Raw genomic sequence first — 14,283 nt, forward strand, 5'->3', positions numbered from 1 at the left:
CGCGCCGTCACGACCGGAAGGCCGCGCGGAAGGCGCGCCGCAGCCGCTCGCCATCGAGGGGCTGCATCCGGAGATGCGGCGCGATGAGCTTGCGGAAGGCGAAGGCCGCCTGGCTGAATTCTTCCTCGCAGCCGGCGGCCCGCTCCTTCGGCAGATCGTTCGCGGCGAGGATGACCCGGTAGCGTCGCTTGTCCGATCCGTAGGCGAGGCAGGCGAGGTTGTAGAAGCGCTGCCAGAACAGGCCGTGCACATCCGCGAAGGCGCTCCGGTCGATGATCTCGTGCCGGCCGAGCGTGGCGAAGAAGGCGCCGCTGCCGGCCAGCACCCTGCGGGCATCCGCCGGGGCGAGGTGCAGCAGGATGAACGACGCGACCTGATCGGCCGCGTCCTCCTCGCGACCGAGGATCGGCACGTCGAGCAGGTCGAACAGCGCGTGGCTGCTCTCATGCAGCAGGATCTGGACGATCGGTCCCCGAATGGCGTCCTCGCGCGTGATGCCGGCGGCCGATTGCGTGCGGGGCGCGGCGCGAACGATGCTGGCGATCAGCTCGTAGCAGACCGTCACGCTGCGGCTCTCCGGCGCGTACCAGGCGTTCGGCTCGCCCGCGCAGTCCTCAAGCCGGTAGGTGAGGCGGGTCGGCAGGCGGACGAGGCCGACGATGGCCCCGACCCGTTCCAGCACGCGGCCCTGCCGCATCGCGTCGTGGATCTCGCGGTGGGCGGCCGTCTTCGGGGGATCGTAGACGATCCGGATCTGCCCGCCATCGCTCGCGCCCGCACCCTCCGGCGACAGCAGGCAGGCGGCGAGCGCGAGGACCGAGCCGCGGCCGGGCGGGCGGCGCCGGCGCGCCCCGCCACAAAGCCCCGCCCCGGCACCCGGCACGCTCGCCGGGGGAGGGAAAGAGGGACGGATCGCACCCGGCATCGGTCGCTCCTCGTCGCGCGGGCGAGCGGCAGGTCATCGACGGGACCGGCGGCGGGACGCGGCGCATCCAGGCGCCTCCGGCGTCGGCGCGGCCGATCCGTCCTCCGGGCCAGGGAGGGAGCCGGAAGGCCGGTGCGCGACGAGGACGCCGCACCGTCGCTTCCGGTGCGCTCGGGCGTCGCCCCCCGCTCCCCAACGGCACCCGCAGGTCGGGATTAACCTGCGCTACGGTAGAGGTGGATCGGCCCTGGACCTATCGGGGAAAACCCCAGGTTGTTCAGAGAAAGTTCCTGAAAATCGGGATGCCGCTTGGTCTCAGGGCGAACCCGGAGGCGGGCCGACGGGAAACCCCGACACATTGTTAATGCGGCACCCGATGCAGCACCGATACGATTGACCCTTCGCAAGGGGATAAGGCGTTCCGCCCGGGCCGCCGACGGTGTTCTGCGTCAGACTCCGGCGGTTTCGATCGATGCTCAAGCCAGCGGTCGATGAGGCCGCCATCGCGACTACGCTCGCGGGACGCTGCCGTGCGGGCCGATGACGGAAGGCCGTCCGGCACGGAGGCGCGCCAATGGAACCGGGTCGAGCGCGACGGGACGACGAGCGGGGCCGCATGAGTGCGGGTCGCGGGGCGGAGCGGCGGCTCGGCGCCGTGGAGAGCGCCCTGCGCCAGGAGGACGAGGAACGTCGGCGGATCGCGCGGGAATTGCATGACACGACCGGGCAGAACCTGATCGCGGCCGGCTACGAACTCGGGATCGTCGAGCGCGGCATCCCGGATCCGCCGCAGCAGGTCCGGGCTGCCCTGGCGCAGGCGCGGGCGCTGCTGGACGCCAGCGTCGCTGAACTGCGGACCCTGTCCTACCTCCTGCACCCTCCGCTTCTGGACGAGGCCGGCCTGATCGTCGCCCTGGCGACGCTGGCGGACGGGTTCGAGCGGCGCGCGGGCATCCGCGTCGAGGTGGCCGTCGCCCCGGACCTGGCGGAGCGCCGCTGGTTGCCCGAGATCGAACTGGCGCTCTACCGGGTGGCGCAGGAGGCGCTCACCAACCTTCAGCGGCATGCCGGCGCGACGCGTGCCCGCCTGACCCTCCGGCTCCTGCCGTGGCGGCGGCTGGAACTGTCGGTCTCGCACGGAGCCGTGCGCCCGACCATGGGCGGAGAAGGCGCGAGCCCCCTCGTCGAGGGGACCGGCATCCGGGGCATGCGCAGCCGTCTCGACGCGCTGGGCGGCCGGCTTGCGGTCACGCGGCGCGAGGGTGGCGTGCGCGTGACCGCCACCGTGCCGGTGCGCGGGGACGAGGCGTGAATCCGCCGGCCGGTCAGCGGCGGAAGCCGCGGCCGCCGCCGGCGAAGCCCCGCCCGCCGCGGTACCCGCCGCCCCGGTAGACGCCGGCGCGGCCCCCATAGACGGCGCGCCCGCCATAGACCCGGCCGCCCCGGTACACGCGCCCGCCATAGACGGCGCCGCCCCGGTAGCCGTAGACCCCGCCGCCGCGATAGCCGTAGTAGCCCGGTGCGCCATAGACGTTCGGCCGGCACCCCCCGTAAGGCCCGCGGTGGAAGCCGGGCCCGCACCCTCCCGCCGCCATCGCGGTGGCGGGTCCGAGCCGGCCCTGGTCGAGCGAGCCCGCCCCGAGCCACGTGCCGAGCACCAGGGCCGCGAGCGACAACAGTCTCAGCCGCATCATGCTCTCCTCCCGAGTAGGTCGACGGGAGGCTAGCCGACGGGCCGGGTCGGCCCCATCGGGGAGAACCCGCATGCCGGCGGGTGAGAACCCTGAGGCGCGGCTCCGCGGCAGGCCGGCTTCCTACAGGCAGCGCTCGAAGATCTCCTCGGCTTGGCGCACCGTCATCCGGCGCGCCGCCGGACTGGCGATGACGGTCCGGTCGTGCGCGGTGGCCGGATCGAAGCCCTGGGCCGCGATGCCGGCATAGAGGCCGGGCACCGCGCGGGCCGCCATCTCGCGCACGCGGTCCCGCGGCAGCTGCTCGGCCGTGAAGCGGTCCGGGAAATCGATGTCGGCGTAGAGCGCCCGCACCGCCTCGGCGCAGGCCGCGATCATCTCCTGCCGAGAGAGTCCGGCGGTCTCGACGTCGAGGGCCTCGGCGAGCGGGCGCACCTTCTCGGGCAGCACCGCGAGGTTGAAGCTCATCACGTGCGGCAGCAGCACCCCGACGCCGTAGGGATGGGGCAGGTCGAGCTGACCTTCAAGGGGGAGGGACAGGGCGTGGCCGTGGCCCAGCCGGGCATTGCCGCAGGCGATGTTCGCCATGCAGGAGGCGACGAGGTTGTCGGCGCGGGCGCGGTCGTCGTCCGCGGTGATCGAGGCCCGCAGCGAGGCCTGCTGCAGCCGCACCGCCGCGAGCGCCACCGCATCGGTGAGCGGCGAGGCGATGCCGCTGAGATAGGCCTCGACGCCGTGCGTGAGGGCGTCGACGGCCGGCAGCGCCGCGACGTGCATCGGCAGGGACCGCAGGGTGGCGGGATCGAGGAGGGCGGCGTCCGGAAAGCTCAGGGGACCGCCGCCGAGCAGCTTGAGATGGCGCTCCTCGTCCTTGACGATCGTCCACTGCGACACCTCGGAGCCCGACCCCGCCGTGGTCGGCACCATGATCATCGGCAGGGCCTTGCGGTCGAAGCGGCCGACGCCGGTGCACTCCGCCATCGGCTTGCGGTTCGTCGCCACGATGGCGATGCCCTTGCCGGTGCACATCACCGAGCCGCCGCCGACGCACACCACTCCGTCGATGCCCTCGCGGCGCACCCGTTCGCCCTGCTGGTCGATGTAGGAGCAGCGCGCGTCGATGCCGCATTCGTCGAAGCGCGCGACCGCGATCCCGGCCTCCGCGAGGGCGGCGAGGGCCTCGGCGTGGAAGCCCTGGGCCGAGATGACGGGATCGGACACGACGAGGACCCGGCTCATCCCGAGGTCGCGGGCCAGCGTGCCGATGGTCGCGAGCGCGCCCGGCCCGGCGACGATCCGGGTCGGCATGTAGAAGCTGGTGATCATGCGGGCGTCTCCTCGGAAGGCGGGGAGCTCTTCGGCTCCCGCGCGGCGCGGGCCGGCTGGTTGTCTCTCGGTGGTGAAGGGAAGCGGCGCCTGCGTCCAATACAATCCGCAGCCACAACCCATAATCGGGGAGTATGGCGCGCAGGAGGGAGAGGATGGCTCATCTCGTGCAAGACCACGCCGATCCATAAGCAGCAGCGATGGACAATGCGGGCGGCGGATATTTGACCCCGACTGCGCCGCATCACGATAATCCGGGCGATCCACCAGCATCGCGCCGACGCCCTCAAGCGGGCTCGCAAGGACCGATGCAGCCTGAGGAAACGCCGATGCCCCACACGACCTGGACGCGCCGCCTCGCGGTCGCCGGCCTTCTCGCCACCTGCCTCGCCGCGCCGGCGGGCGCCCAGACGCCGTTCCGCATCGGCGTGATCGACGACCTGTCGGGCATGTATTCGGGCAATGGCGGCCCGAACATGGTGCTGGCCGCCCAGCTCGCCGCGGAGGAATTCGGCGGCAAGGTGCTCGGGCGCCCGATCGAGGTCACGGGCGTCGACCACCAGAACAAGCCCGATATCGGCTCAGGGCTGGCCCGCCAGCTCGTGGACCAGCGCGGCGTCTCCGCCCTGGTGCTGGGCGGCGCGAGTTCGGTGGGCCTTGCGGTGCAATCCTATGCGAAGGACCGCAAGATCACCACGCTGGTGACCGGCGGCTACGCCTCGCCGTTCTCCGGACCCAACTGCTCGCCCTACGGCACGCAATGGGTGCCCTCCACCGGCGAACTCGCCAACGCGGTCGCGGCCTCGGTGGTCCAGGCCGGCGGCAAGTCGTGGTACTTCATCACCGCGGATTACGTCTTCGGCCACGGCCTCGCGGCCGACGCCGGCAAGGCCGTGAAGGCCGCCGGCGGCAAGGTGCTCGGCGAGATCCGACACCCGCTCGGCGCGACCGACCTGTCCTCGCAGCTCATCCAGGCGCAGGCCTCGGGAGCGGACGTGATCGGGCTCGCCAATGCCGGGCCGGACCTCGTCAACACCATCAAGCAGGCGCGCGAGTTCGGCATCACCTCGAAGGTGGTGGCGATGCTGGTCTTCACCAACAACACCGTGGCGCTCGGCCTCGACGTGGCGCAGGGCATCCGCATGGCGGTGAACTTCTACTGGGACGCGAACGACGCCAGCCGCTCCTTCGCCAAGCGCCTGATGGCCCGCAACGGCAACGTGGTGCCGACCATGGGCCACGCCGCGACCTACGTCTCGACCCTGCACTACCTGCGGGCGGTGGAGAAGGCCGGCACCGACGACGCGGCCATCGTCAACAAGGTGATGAAGGAGACGCCGATCTCGGACGGCATCTACCGCAACCCGCGGATCCAGGCGAACGGCCGCGTGGTGATGGACATGTACCTCGTCGAGGTGAAGAGCCCGAAGGAGTCGAAGAGCAAGGCCGACCTGTACCGGATCGTCGAAACCATCCCGGGCGAGACGCTGTTCACCCCGGCCGAGAAGAGCGGCTGCCCGCTGGCCGCCGGCTGATCGGCACCGGGATCCGTTCGCCGCGAACGGATCCCGCCCGGCTTCGATCCTGCCGCGTTGCCCGCGGCGAACCGGCCTCCACCTCGCGGCGGAGGCCGCTCCCTGGAGTTCCGCCGATGAAGCTCTTCGCCAACCCGACTTCGCCGTTCGTGCGCATCGTGCGCATGGCCCTCATCGAGAAGGGCCTGAACGAGGCGGTCGAGACCGTCTTCGTCGATGCCTGGGCGGACGATCCGGCCCACCTCGACGCCAACCCGGCCGGCCGGGTGCCGGCCCTCGTCACCCGGGAGGGCGCCCGGCTCACGGAGGCGCTGCTGATCCTGCGCCATCTGGAGGATCTGCGCCCCGAGCCGGTCGTGTTCACCGGGAATGCGGCGGCGCTCTCCTGCACCGGGTTCGCGGTCGGCGTGTTCGACGCCGCCGTGGCGGTGATCATCGGGCGCAAGTCGGCGCCGGACTTCGATGCCGGGATGGTGGGGACCAAGCGCTACCGGACCATGCGCGAGGGGCTCGCCCGGCTCGACGCGGCGCTGCCGGCCTCCGGGCCCTTCGACCTCTCCGCCATCGCGGCCGTGACGGCGCTGGACTACCTCATCTTCCGCTTCCCCGACCAGGACTGGCGCGGCATCGCCCCGCGGATCGCGGCCCTGCGTGACGCCCATGCCGACCGCCCCTCGGTGCGCGAGACGGTGCCGCGCAGCTGAGCCCGGCTCCGTGCCGGACGGCCGCGTGCGCGGCGATCCCGGAGACCGATGGGCGCGAGGCCCTCTCTCCCGAGGAGGCTTGCCGCATTCAGGCTCCACCTTCTCCGGACGGCGCTGGATCCGGGTTCAGCCGGCGCCGACCGCGCGGATCGGCGGCCGCTGCCAGGCCCGCGGCCCCGAGGCGTGCACGCTGTCGCCGTCGGCCGTCACCGCGACCGTGACGGGCATGTCCTTCACCTCGAACTCGTAGATCGCCTCCATGCCGAGATCCGCGAAGGCGAGGACGCGGCTCGACCGGATGGCCCGCGAGACGAGGTAGGCCGCGCCGCCAACGGCGCTGAGATAGGCGCGCCGGTGCGCCTTGATCGCCGCGATCGCCGCCGGGCCGCGTTCCGCCTTGCCGATCATGGCGAGCAGCCCGAGCCCGAGCATCGTGTCGGTGAACTTGTCCATGCGGGTCGCGGTGGTCGGACCGGCAGGCCCCACCGCCTCGTCGCCGACCGGATCGACCGGGCCGACATAGTAGATGACGCGGTTCTCGAACGAGACCGGCAGCGTCTCGCCGCGCGCCAGCATGTCCTGGATGCGCTTGTGCGCGGCGTCCCGGCCCGTAAGCATGCGGCCGGACAGGAGCAGCCGGTCGCCGGCCTGCCAGGTCTCGATCTCGGCCGGGGTGAGCGCGTCGAGGTCGACCCGGCGGGCATTCCGGTCCGGCGCCCATTCCACGGCGGGCCATGCGGCGAGATCGGGCGCCGGCAGGAAGGCGGGACCCGAGCCGTCGAGCACGACGTGGGCGTGGCGCGTCGCGGCGCAGTTCGGGATCATCGCCACGGGCTTCGAGGCCGCGTGGGTCGGCCAGTCGAGGATCTTGACGTCGAGCACGGTGGTGAGGCCGCCGAGCCCCTGCGCGCCGATGCCGAGCGCATTCACCTTGTCGTGCAGTTCGATGCGCAGGGCCTCCGTGGCGTTCGCCGGCCCGCGGGCCTTGAGCTGCGCCATGTCGATCGGCGCCATCAGGGATTCCTTGGCCATCACCATGGCCTTCTCGGCCGTGCCGCCGATCCCGATCCCGAGCATGCCGGGCGGGCACCAGCCGGCGCCCATCGTCGGCACGGTCTCAAGCACCCAGTCGACGAGCGAGTCGGACGGGTTGAGCATCTTGAACTTGGCCTTGTTCTCCGACCCGCCGCCCTTGGCCGCCACCGTGACCTCCACGGTGTCGCCCGGGACCATCTCGACGTGCAGCACGCTCGGGGTGTTGTCGCGGGTGTTCTTGCGCGTGAAGGCCGGGTCGGCGACGATCGAGGCGCGCAGCGGATTTTCGGGGTCGAGATAGGCCCGGCGCACGCCCGCGTCGATCACCGCCTGGAGGCTGTCGCCACCGGCCAGCGTGCAGCCCTGGCCCCACTTCACGAACACCGTGACGATGCCGGTGTCCTGGCAGACTGGGCGGTGCCCCTCGGCCGACATCCGGCTGTTCGTCAGGATCTGCGCGATGGCGTCCCGGGCGGCGGGCGATTCCTCGCGGTCATAGGCCTCGGCCAGCGCCTGGATGTAGTCGAGGGGGTGGTAGTAGCTGATGTATTGCAGCGCGTCGGCGACGCTGGCGGTGAGATCGGCCGCCTGGATCACGGGCATGGGGCTGGCTCTCCTGACATGCGCGGGAACCCCCTCCCGTGCGGAAGGGGGTTCCTGGCTGAGATCATGCGATGACGGGTGGAGGACGTCGCGCGGTCACACCGTGCGCCCGCCGTCCACCGGCAGCTCCACGCCGGTGATGAACTCGGCCGTGGCGAGGTAGAGCGCGGCCTGCGCCACGTCCTGCGGCTCGCAGAGCCGGCCGAGCGGCACCGTGGCGACGAACTTGGCGCGGTTCTCCGGCGTGTCCGGCACGCCCATGAAGTCCTCCAGCATGCCCGTGACGCCCATCACCGGGCAGATCGCGTTCACCCGGATCTTCCAGGGCGCGAGTTCCACCGCGAGCGACTTCGACATCAGGTTCACGGCGCCCTTGGAGGCGTTGTACCACGTCAGCCCCGGCCGGGGCCGGATGCCGGCCGTCGAGCCCACGTTGAGGATCACCCCGCCGCCGTTGTCGCGCATGGCCCCGGCCGCCGCCTGGACCATGTGGTAGATCGACTTGACGTTGACGTTGAAGACCCGGTCGAAGGTGGCCTCGTCCACCTCCAGCAGCGGCCGGTTGCGGTGCGTGGTGCCGGCATTGTTGACGATGATGTCCGGCGTCCCGAACCGGCGGCCGACCTCGCCGAGGAGCCGGTCGATGTCGGGCCGCGACGAGACGTCGGTCCTCACCGCGATCGCCCGGTCCTCGCCGAGCGACCGCGCCACGACCTCGGCCTTCTCGCCGTCGAGGTCGGCGATGGCCACGCGCGCGCCGTTCTCGACGAAGAGGCGCGCGGTCGCCTCGCCGAAGCCGCCCGCCGCTCCGGTGACGATGGCGGTCCTGTTCTCAAGCCGCATGGCCCGTCCTCCCCGACGCCCGTCGTCAGCCGTGGTTGAACACGGTCGTCTTGGTCTTGCTGAAGTCGTGGAGCGCCGCAAAGCCCTTCTCGCGGCCGTGGCCGCTCTTGCCCGAACCGCCGAAGGGCAGTTCGATGCCCGCGCCCGCGCCGTAGCAGTTCACGAACATCTGCCCGGTGCGCACGCGCTTGGCGAGCCGCATCTGGCGCCCGCCGTCCCGGGTCCAGACCGCCGCGACGAGGCCGTAATCGGTGCCGTTGGCCAGCGCCACCGCATCCGCCTCGTCGTCGAACGGCAGGGCGACCAGCACGGGCCCGAACACCTCCTCGCGGGCGATGACGTTGTCGCGCGGCGTCGGCCCGAACAGGGTCGGGCGCACGTAGTAGCCGCCGGCCGGGGCGCCGGCGGCGATCTCGGCCTGCGCCAGGATCGGGATGCCGTCCGCCACCGCGCGGTCGATGAACCCCTGGACGCGCTTGCGCTGCTTCTCGGTGATGATCGGGCCGCAATCGGGATCCATCTCGGGCGGACCGACCCGCACCGCCGCGAAGGCGGTCTTCAGCCGGCCGATCACCGCGTCGTAGGCGCTGCGCTCGATCAGGATGCGGCTGCCGGCCGAGCAGGTCTGGCCGCTGTTCTGGATGATCGCCTTCACGATCACCGGGATCGCCGCGTCGAGGTCGGCATCCGCGAACACGATCTGGGGCGACTTGCCGCCGAGTTCGAGCGTGCAGGAGATGAAGTGGTCGGCGCAGAGCTTCTGGATGATCTGCCCCACCTCCGGCGAGCCGGTGAAGGACACGAAGTCGACGCCCGGATGCGCGGCGAGCGCGGCCCCCGCACCGGCACCGCGGCCGGTCACGATGTTGACGGCGCCCTTCGGGAACCCGGCCTCGTTCACGAGGTCGGCCAGCGCCAGCGCCGTCGCGCAGGCATCCTCCGCGGGCTTGAGCACGGTGGCGTTGCCCACCGCGAGGGCCGGGGCGAGCGTGCGCCCGAACATCTGCGCGGGATAGTTCCAGGGCAGGATGTGGCCGGTCACCCCATGCGGCTCGTGCGTCACGGTGACGAAGTAGCCGTCGAGGTACGGGATGGTCTCGCCGTGCAGCTTGTCGGCGGCCCCGCCGTAGAACTCGAAGTAGCGGGCGAGCGCGACGATGTCGGCCTTGGCGACGCTCGCGGGCTTGCCGGTGTCGCGGGCCTCGATCGCCGCGAGGCGCTCGGCGTCGCGCTGGATCAGCGTGCCGAGCCGGATCAAGAGGCGGCTGCGGTCGAGCGCCGTGGTGCGGCCCCAGGGACCGTGGTCGAACGCCTCGCGGGCCGCCGAGACGGCGCGGTCGACATCCTCCGGCGTGCTGTCGGCGATGGTGCCGATGGCCGCGCCGGTGGCCGGCTCGTAGACATCGAGGACCGCCTCGCCGGACGACCGGGTCCACTCGCCACCGATGAAGTTCAAGGGTCGGGACATGGCAGCGTGCTCCTTCGCAAGACGAGCCTCGCCGCACGGACGGCCTGCATCCGCGCGCCTCGGGACGAGGCTGCGCGGACGACGACGTTTCCTCGGTGCGCCGTCTGCGGCGGCTCTTCCTGACGCGAACCATAGCCCCGGCGGGCGATACGGTCTAATAAGGCGCACGTCCCGAACGCATGCGTCCTGCTTATGGAATTCCGGCATTTCCGCTACGTCCTGGCAGCGGCCGAGGAACTCCACTTCACGCGCGCGGCGCAGCGGCTCGGCGTCGCCCAGCCGGCGCTCAGCCAGCAGATCCGCCAGATCGAGGACGAACTCGGCACGCAGCTCTTCCACCGGCTGACCCGCGGGGTCGAACTGACCGAGGCCGGACGCGCCTTCCTGCCCTATGCCCGGGCGGCGCTGGTCGCCTCCGAGGAGGGTGCGGCGGCGGCCACGCGCGCCGCCAAGGGCGAACTCGGGCAATTGCGCATCGGCTTCACCAGCTCGGCCTCGTTCAACCCGATCGTCACCGGCACCATCGGCCGCTTCCGCGATGCCTATCCGGGCCTCGACCTGGCGCTGCAGGAGCAGGTCACCTCGGTCCTGCTGCGGTTCCTGCGCGAGGGCCGGATCCAACTGGCCTTCCTGCGCGCGGCGGGCGATGAGACGGAGGGTCTGCGCAGCACGGCGCTGCCCGACGAACCGCTCTGGGCCGCCCTGCCGGTCAAGCACCGTCTGGCCGGGGAGGGGAGGATCGACCTTTCCGACCTCGCGGCCGACCGCTTCATCGTCTACCCGCGGGCGAACGGCCGGCTCCTCTACGACGCCATCGTGGCGGCCTGCGGCCGGGCGGGCTTCAGCCCCCGCATCGTCCAGGAAGCCCCGCAGATGGCCTCGACGGTCAACCTCGTGGCGGCCGGCGTCGGCGTGGCGCTCGTCCCCGCCTCGATGCGGCAGATCCGGGCGCCGGGCGTCGCCTACGTCCGGCTCGCCCCGCCGACGCCGGTGGCCTCGCTCGCCCTCGTCCAGGGGGCCGACCTGCTGATGACGGCGGCGGTGCGCAACTTCATCCGCTGCCTGGACGAGGCGATGCGCGATCCGCTGTCAGCCGAGATCGTGGCTGCGGCGCAGGCATAAGCCGCCCCTATCGAAGAGCGGCCATCCGCGTATTGGACTTCGGGCCCGGCCCGCGCGCCTATACGGACGCCACTCAACCAGCGTCGGGGCGGGTCAGCCGATGTCGATTCCCTCCTTCATCGAGGGCTACGGGGAGGTCCGGCGCTTCGCCGGAGCCTTCGCGGCTCCGCGCGACAGCCTCCGGGCCGGCGCCCGCATCCGCGCCCAGCACCCCGGCGAGACCAAGGTCCTGCCTTCGATCCGCGCGGCGATTCTCGCCTGCGGCCTCAGGGACGGCGCGACCGTGTCCTTCCACCATCACCTGCGCAACGGCGACGACGTGCTGCGCGCGGTGATGCAGGAGATCGCGGCGCTCGGCCTGCGCGACATCCGGGTGGCGGCAAGCTCGCTGTTCCCGGTGCACGCGCCCCTGGTGGAGCACATCCGCAGCGGCGTCGTCACCCGCATCGTGTCGAGCTACGTCACCGGGCCGGTGGCCGAGGCGATCGCCGCGGGCGACCTGGCGCAGCCCGCCGTGCTCCAGACCCACGGCGGCCGGGCGCGGGCGATCGAGGCGGGCGAGTTGCCGATCGACGTCGCCTTCGTGGCGGCGCCGGCCGCGGACCTCCACGGCAACCTCAACGGCGTCGACGGCCCCTCCGCCTGCGGCCCGCTCGGCTACCCGATGGTCGACGCGCGCCACGCCGACCGCGTGGTGGCGATCACCGACGGCCTGTCGGCCCATCCCCTCACGGCGATCGACATCGCCCAGGACTGCGTCGACATCGTCGTCCCGGTCGACTCGATCGGGGACACCTCCAAGATCGTGTCCGGCACCACGCGCGTCACCGAGGATCCGGTCGGGCTCGCCATCGCGGCCACGGCCGCGCGGGTCATCGACGCCTCGGGCCTCCTCGTCGACGGGTTCTCGTTCCAGACCGGGGCGGGCGGGATCTCGCTCGCCGTGGCGCAGGACGTGGCCGCGATCATGCGCGACAAGGGCGTGGTCGGCGGCTTCGCGGCGGGCGGCGTCCACCAGGGCATCGTCGCGATGTTCCGCCAGGGCCTGTTCCGCACCCTGTTCGACGTGCAGTGCTTCGATCTCGCGGCGGTCGCCTCCTACCGGGAGGACCGGGGCCACGTGGCGATGTCGGCCTCGCTCTACGCCAACCCGGCCTCCAAGGGCGCGCTCGTCAACCACCTCGACTGCATGGTGCTCGGCGCCGCGGAGGTCGACCTCGCCTTCAACGTCAACGTAACGGCGGTGGGCGGGGGCCGGATCATCGGCGGCTCGGGCGGCCACGCGGACACGGCCGCGGGCGCCAAGCTCGCCCTCGTCACGACGCGGCTCTCCGCGGGCGGCAGCCCGAAGATCGTCGAGGCGGTCGAGTGCGTGACCACGCCGGGCGAGACGATCGATGCCGTGGTCACGGAGGCGGGCGTCGCGGTCAATCCGCGCCGCGGCGACCTGCGGGATCGCCTCGCGGCAGCGGGCCTCCCGCTCGTCGACATCGCGCGCCTGCGCGACCTCGCCGCCCGCGAGACCGGGGGTGCGCCGGCCCGGGCCGGTACGGGCGAGGGCCGCATCGTCGCGGTTGTTGAATATCGCGACGGCACGGTCATTGATGTCGTGCGCGAACGGCGCAACCGATAAGCTTCCACGCGTGCGGCGCGGCGCCGCGCGAACGACAAGATCACGGGAGGATGCGATGAAGGATTGCGACGCCACGCGCATGTCGCTGACGCGGCGGGCCGCCCTCGGGACGATCGGCGTCGGCGGGCTCGCCCTCTCCGGCCGGCTGGCCCAAGCGCAGGGCGCCAAGCCCCAGGAGATCAAGGTCGGCATCGCCACCTACCTGTCGGGACCCGCGAGCGTGTTCGGCGTGCCCGGGCGGCAGACGGCCGAGATGCTGTTCGACGAGATCAACGCGGCCGGCGGCATCGCCGGCATCAAGGTACGCCCGATCTTCGTGGACGAGGGGCCGGGGGTGGACCACGTGGTCGGCGAGTACCGCCGCCTCGTGCAGAACGAGGGCGTCCATCTCGTCTTCGCGGCGATCTCCTCGGCCGACTGCCTCGCCTGCGCGCCGCTGGCGGACGAGCTGAAGCGGCCGACCCTGCTGTGGGATTGCGGCACCCAGCGCATCTTCGAGGACAACCGCTACAGCTACGCCTTCCGCACCCAGGCCAATGCGACGCCCGAAATCCTGGCGGCGCTGCTCTACCTCCTGAAGGTCAAGCCCGACTTCAAGTCGATCGCCGTCATCAACCAGGACTACGCCTGGGGCCGGGATTCCTGGGACATCTTCCGCACCGCGCTCAACACCCTGAAGCCGGGCGTGAAGGTCGCCGCCGAACTCTTCCCGCGCTTCGGCGCCACGGATTTCTCGACCGAGGTCACCCGCGTGCTGGCCCTGCGGCCGGACGTGGTCCTGTCCACCTCCTGGGGTGGCGACCTCGACGCGCTGATCCGGCAATCCTCCGACCGCAAGCTGTTCGAGCGCGCCACCTTCGTCATGCCGCTCGCCGAATCGTCGCTGCAGCGCGTCGGCAAGGCGCTGCCCGCCGGCCACATCGTCGGCGCCCGGGGCGACCACTGGTTCCTGCACCCGTCCCCCGCCGATCCGGAGCGCCTGAAGCGCTTCACCGAGAGCTACCGCAGCCGCTTCAACGCCTACCCGATCTATCCCTGCTTCCACATGGCCCAGGCCGTCTCGGCCATGAAGGCCGGCATCGAGAAGGCGGTCGCCGCCAAGGGCGGCGGCTGGCCCACCGACGCCGAACTCGCCGCCGCCTTCAAGGGGCTGGAATTCCCCTCGCCGACCGCGAGCGTGCGGATCCGCGAGGACGGGCAGGGACTGGAGAACCAGCTCATCGGCACGACGCTCCACAGCGACCGCTATCCCTTCCCGGTCCTCACCGACATGGTGGTGTTTCCGGCCGAGAGCGTCACGACGCCGGTCGGGCAGAAGAGTGCGGACTGGCTGAAGACGCTCTCGCCCGAGATGGTGGCCAAGCTGCCGCAGGCGCTGGCCTTCCGGTAGGCGCCCGC

12 protein-coding genes are annotated in these 14,283 nt (G+C 71.9%); 6 read left to right on the forward strand and 6 right to left on the reverse strand.

Annotated features, from left to right (window positions below):
* Window positions 1–7: 7 nt before the first annotated feature.
* On the reverse strand, window positions 8–925 hold the full coding sequence (locus MFF61_RS13725; RefSeq protein WP_238235670.1) for a DUF4344 domain-containing metallopeptidase: 918 nt from the start codon (window positions 923–925) through the stop codon (window positions 8–10).
* Between the two features lie 616 nt (window positions 926–1,541).
* On the opposite strand from MFF61_RS13725, the gene MFF61_RS13730 reads away from it, so the two are divergent.
* Window positions 1,542–2,237: a sensor histidine kinase gene (locus tag MFF61_RS13730; protein WP_238235671.1), complete on the forward strand. Its 696-nt coding sequence runs from the start codon at window positions 1,542–1,544 to the stop codon at window positions 2,235–2,237.
* A 13-nt stretch (window positions 2,238–2,250) separates the two neighbouring features.
* Here the strand turns inward: MFF61_RS13730 and MFF61_RS13735 are convergent, their stop codons facing one another.
* Window positions 2,251–2,619, reverse strand: coding sequence for a GCG_CRPN prefix-to-repeats domain-containing protein (locus tag MFF61_RS13735; protein ID WP_306423394.1), 369 nt, complete (start codon window positions 2,617–2,619; stop codon window positions 2,251–2,253).
* 120 nt (window positions 2,620–2,739) lie between these two features.
* A complete protein-coding gene (locus MFF61_RS13740) occupies window positions 2,740–3,942 on the reverse strand; it encodes an iron-containing alcohol dehydrogenase (RefSeq protein WP_238235672.1) in 1,203 nt (400 codons plus the stop codon).
* Window positions 3,943–4,271: 329 nt separating this feature from the next.
* On the opposite strand from MFF61_RS13740, the gene MFF61_RS13745 reads away from it, so the two are divergent.
* Window positions 4,272–5,477, forward strand: coding sequence for an ABC transporter substrate-binding protein (locus tag MFF61_RS13745; RefSeq protein ID WP_238235673.1), 1,206 nt, complete (start codon window positions 4,272–4,274; stop codon window positions 5,475–5,477).
* A gap of 116 nt (window positions 5,478–5,593) precedes the next feature.
* Window positions 5,594–6,181 carry a glutathione S-transferase family protein gene (locus tag MFF61_RS13750; RefSeq protein ID WP_238235674.1) on the forward strand — a complete coding sequence of 196 codons (588 nt, stop codon included), beginning with the start codon at window positions 5,594–5,596 and terminating at the stop codon, window positions 6,179–6,181.
* 126 nt (window positions 6,182–6,307) lie between these two features.
* On the opposite strand, the gene MFF61_RS13755 is transcribed toward MFF61_RS13750, so the two are convergent.
* From MFF61_RS13755 to MFF61_RS13765, 3 genes are all read right to left on the reverse strand, one after another.
* Window positions 6,308–7,819, reverse strand: a complete 1,512-nt coding sequence (locus MFF61_RS13755; protein WP_238235675.1) for a fumarate hydratase — start codon at window positions 7,817–7,819, stop codon at window positions 6,308–6,310.
* Window positions 7,820–7,915: 96 nt separating this feature from the next.
* Window positions 7,916–8,662, reverse strand: coding sequence for an SDR family oxidoreductase (locus MFF61_RS13760; RefSeq protein WP_238235676.1), 747 nt, complete (start codon window positions 8,660–8,662; stop codon window positions 7,916–7,918).
* 25 nt (window positions 8,663–8,687) lie between these two features.
* Entirely contained in the window at window positions 8,688–10,130 is a 1,443-nt protein-coding gene (locus MFF61_RS13765; protein WP_238235677.1) for an aldehyde dehydrogenase family protein, read from the reverse strand.
* Window positions 10,131–10,322: 192 nt separating this feature from the next.
* Here MFF61_RS13765 and MFF61_RS13770 point away from each other — a divergent pair, with 192 nt between their 5' ends.
* The 3 genes from MFF61_RS13770 to MFF61_RS13780 all read left to right on the forward strand — a co-directional run bounded on the left by MFF61_RS13770 (window position 10,323) and on the right by MFF61_RS13780 (window position 14,275).
* The gene (locus MFF61_RS13770) at window positions 10,323–11,252 is read left to right on the forward strand and encodes a LysR family transcriptional regulator (RefSeq protein WP_238235678.1); all 930 of its coding nucleotides are present in this window, start codon (window positions 10,323–10,325) and stop codon (window positions 11,250–11,252) included.
* A gap of 100 nt (window positions 11,253–11,352) precedes the next feature.
* Entirely contained in the window at window positions 11,353–12,885 is a 1,533-nt protein-coding gene (citF, locus tag MFF61_RS13775) for a citrate lyase subunit alpha (RefSeq protein WP_238235679.1), read from the forward strand.
* A 55-nt stretch (window positions 12,886–12,940) separates the two neighbouring features.
* Window positions 12,941–14,275 carry an ABC transporter substrate-binding protein gene (locus tag MFF61_RS13780; RefSeq protein WP_238235680.1) on the forward strand — a complete coding sequence of 445 codons (1,335 nt, stop codon included), beginning with the start codon at window positions 12,941–12,943 and terminating at the stop codon, window positions 14,273–14,275.
* Window positions 14,276–14,283: the final 8 nt, after the last annotated feature.

The organism is Methylobacterium isbiliense (assembly GCF_022179325.1).
Taxonomy (GTDB): Bacteria; Pseudomonadota; Alphaproteobacteria; order Rhizobiales; family Beijerinckiaceae; genus Methylobacterium; species Methylobacterium isbiliense.

Excerpts from the sequence above, each read along its gene's own strand:
- MFF61_RS13725 (WP_238235670.1), bottom strand. The coding sequence starts at position 925 with ATGCCGGGTGCGATCCGTCCCTCTTTCCCTCCCCCGGCGAGCGTGCCG.
- MFF61_RS13755 (WP_238235675.1), bottom strand. The coding sequence starts at position 7,819 with ATGCCCGTGATCCAGGCGGCCGATCTCACCGCCAGCGTCGCCGACGCG.
- MFF61_RS13735 (WP_306423394.1), bottom strand. The coding sequence starts at position 2,619 with ATGATGCGGCTGAGACTGTTGTCGCTCGCGGCCCTGGTGCTCGGCACG.
- MFF61_RS13760 (WP_238235676.1), bottom strand. The coding sequence starts at position 8,662 with ATGCGGCTTGAGAACAGGACCGCCATCGTCACCGGAGCGGCGGGCGGC.
- MFF61_RS13745 (WP_238235673.1), top strand. The coding sequence starts at position 4,272 with ATGCCCCACACGACCTGGACGCGCCGCCTCGCGGTCGCCGGCCTTCTC.
- MFF61_RS13730 (WP_238235671.1), top strand. The coding sequence starts at position 1,542 with ATGAGTGCGGGTCGCGGGGCGGAGCGGCGGCTCGGCGCCGTGGAGAGC.
- citF (WP_238235679.1), top strand. The coding sequence starts at position 11,353 with ATGTCGATTCCCTCCTTCATCGAGGGCTACGGGGAGGTCCGGCGCTTC.
- MFF61_RS13750 (WP_238235674.1), top strand. The coding sequence starts at position 5,594 with ATGAAGCTCTTCGCCAACCCGACTTCGCCGTTCGTGCGCATCGTGCGC.
- MFF61_RS13765 (WP_238235677.1), bottom strand. The coding sequence starts at position 10,130 with ATGTCCCGACCCTTGAACTTCATCGGTGGCGAGTGGACCCGGTCGTCC.
- MFF61_RS13740 (WP_238235672.1), bottom strand. The coding sequence starts at position 3,942 with ATGATCACCAGCTTCTACATGCCGACCCGGATCGTCGCCGGGCCGGGC.
- MFF61_RS13770 (WP_238235678.1), top strand. The coding sequence starts at position 10,323 with ATGGAATTCCGGCATTTCCGCTACGTCCTGGCAGCGGCCGAGGAACTC.
- MFF61_RS13780 (WP_238235680.1), top strand. The coding sequence starts at position 12,941 with ATGAAGGATTGCGACGCCACGCGCATGTCGCTGACGCGGCGGGCCGCC.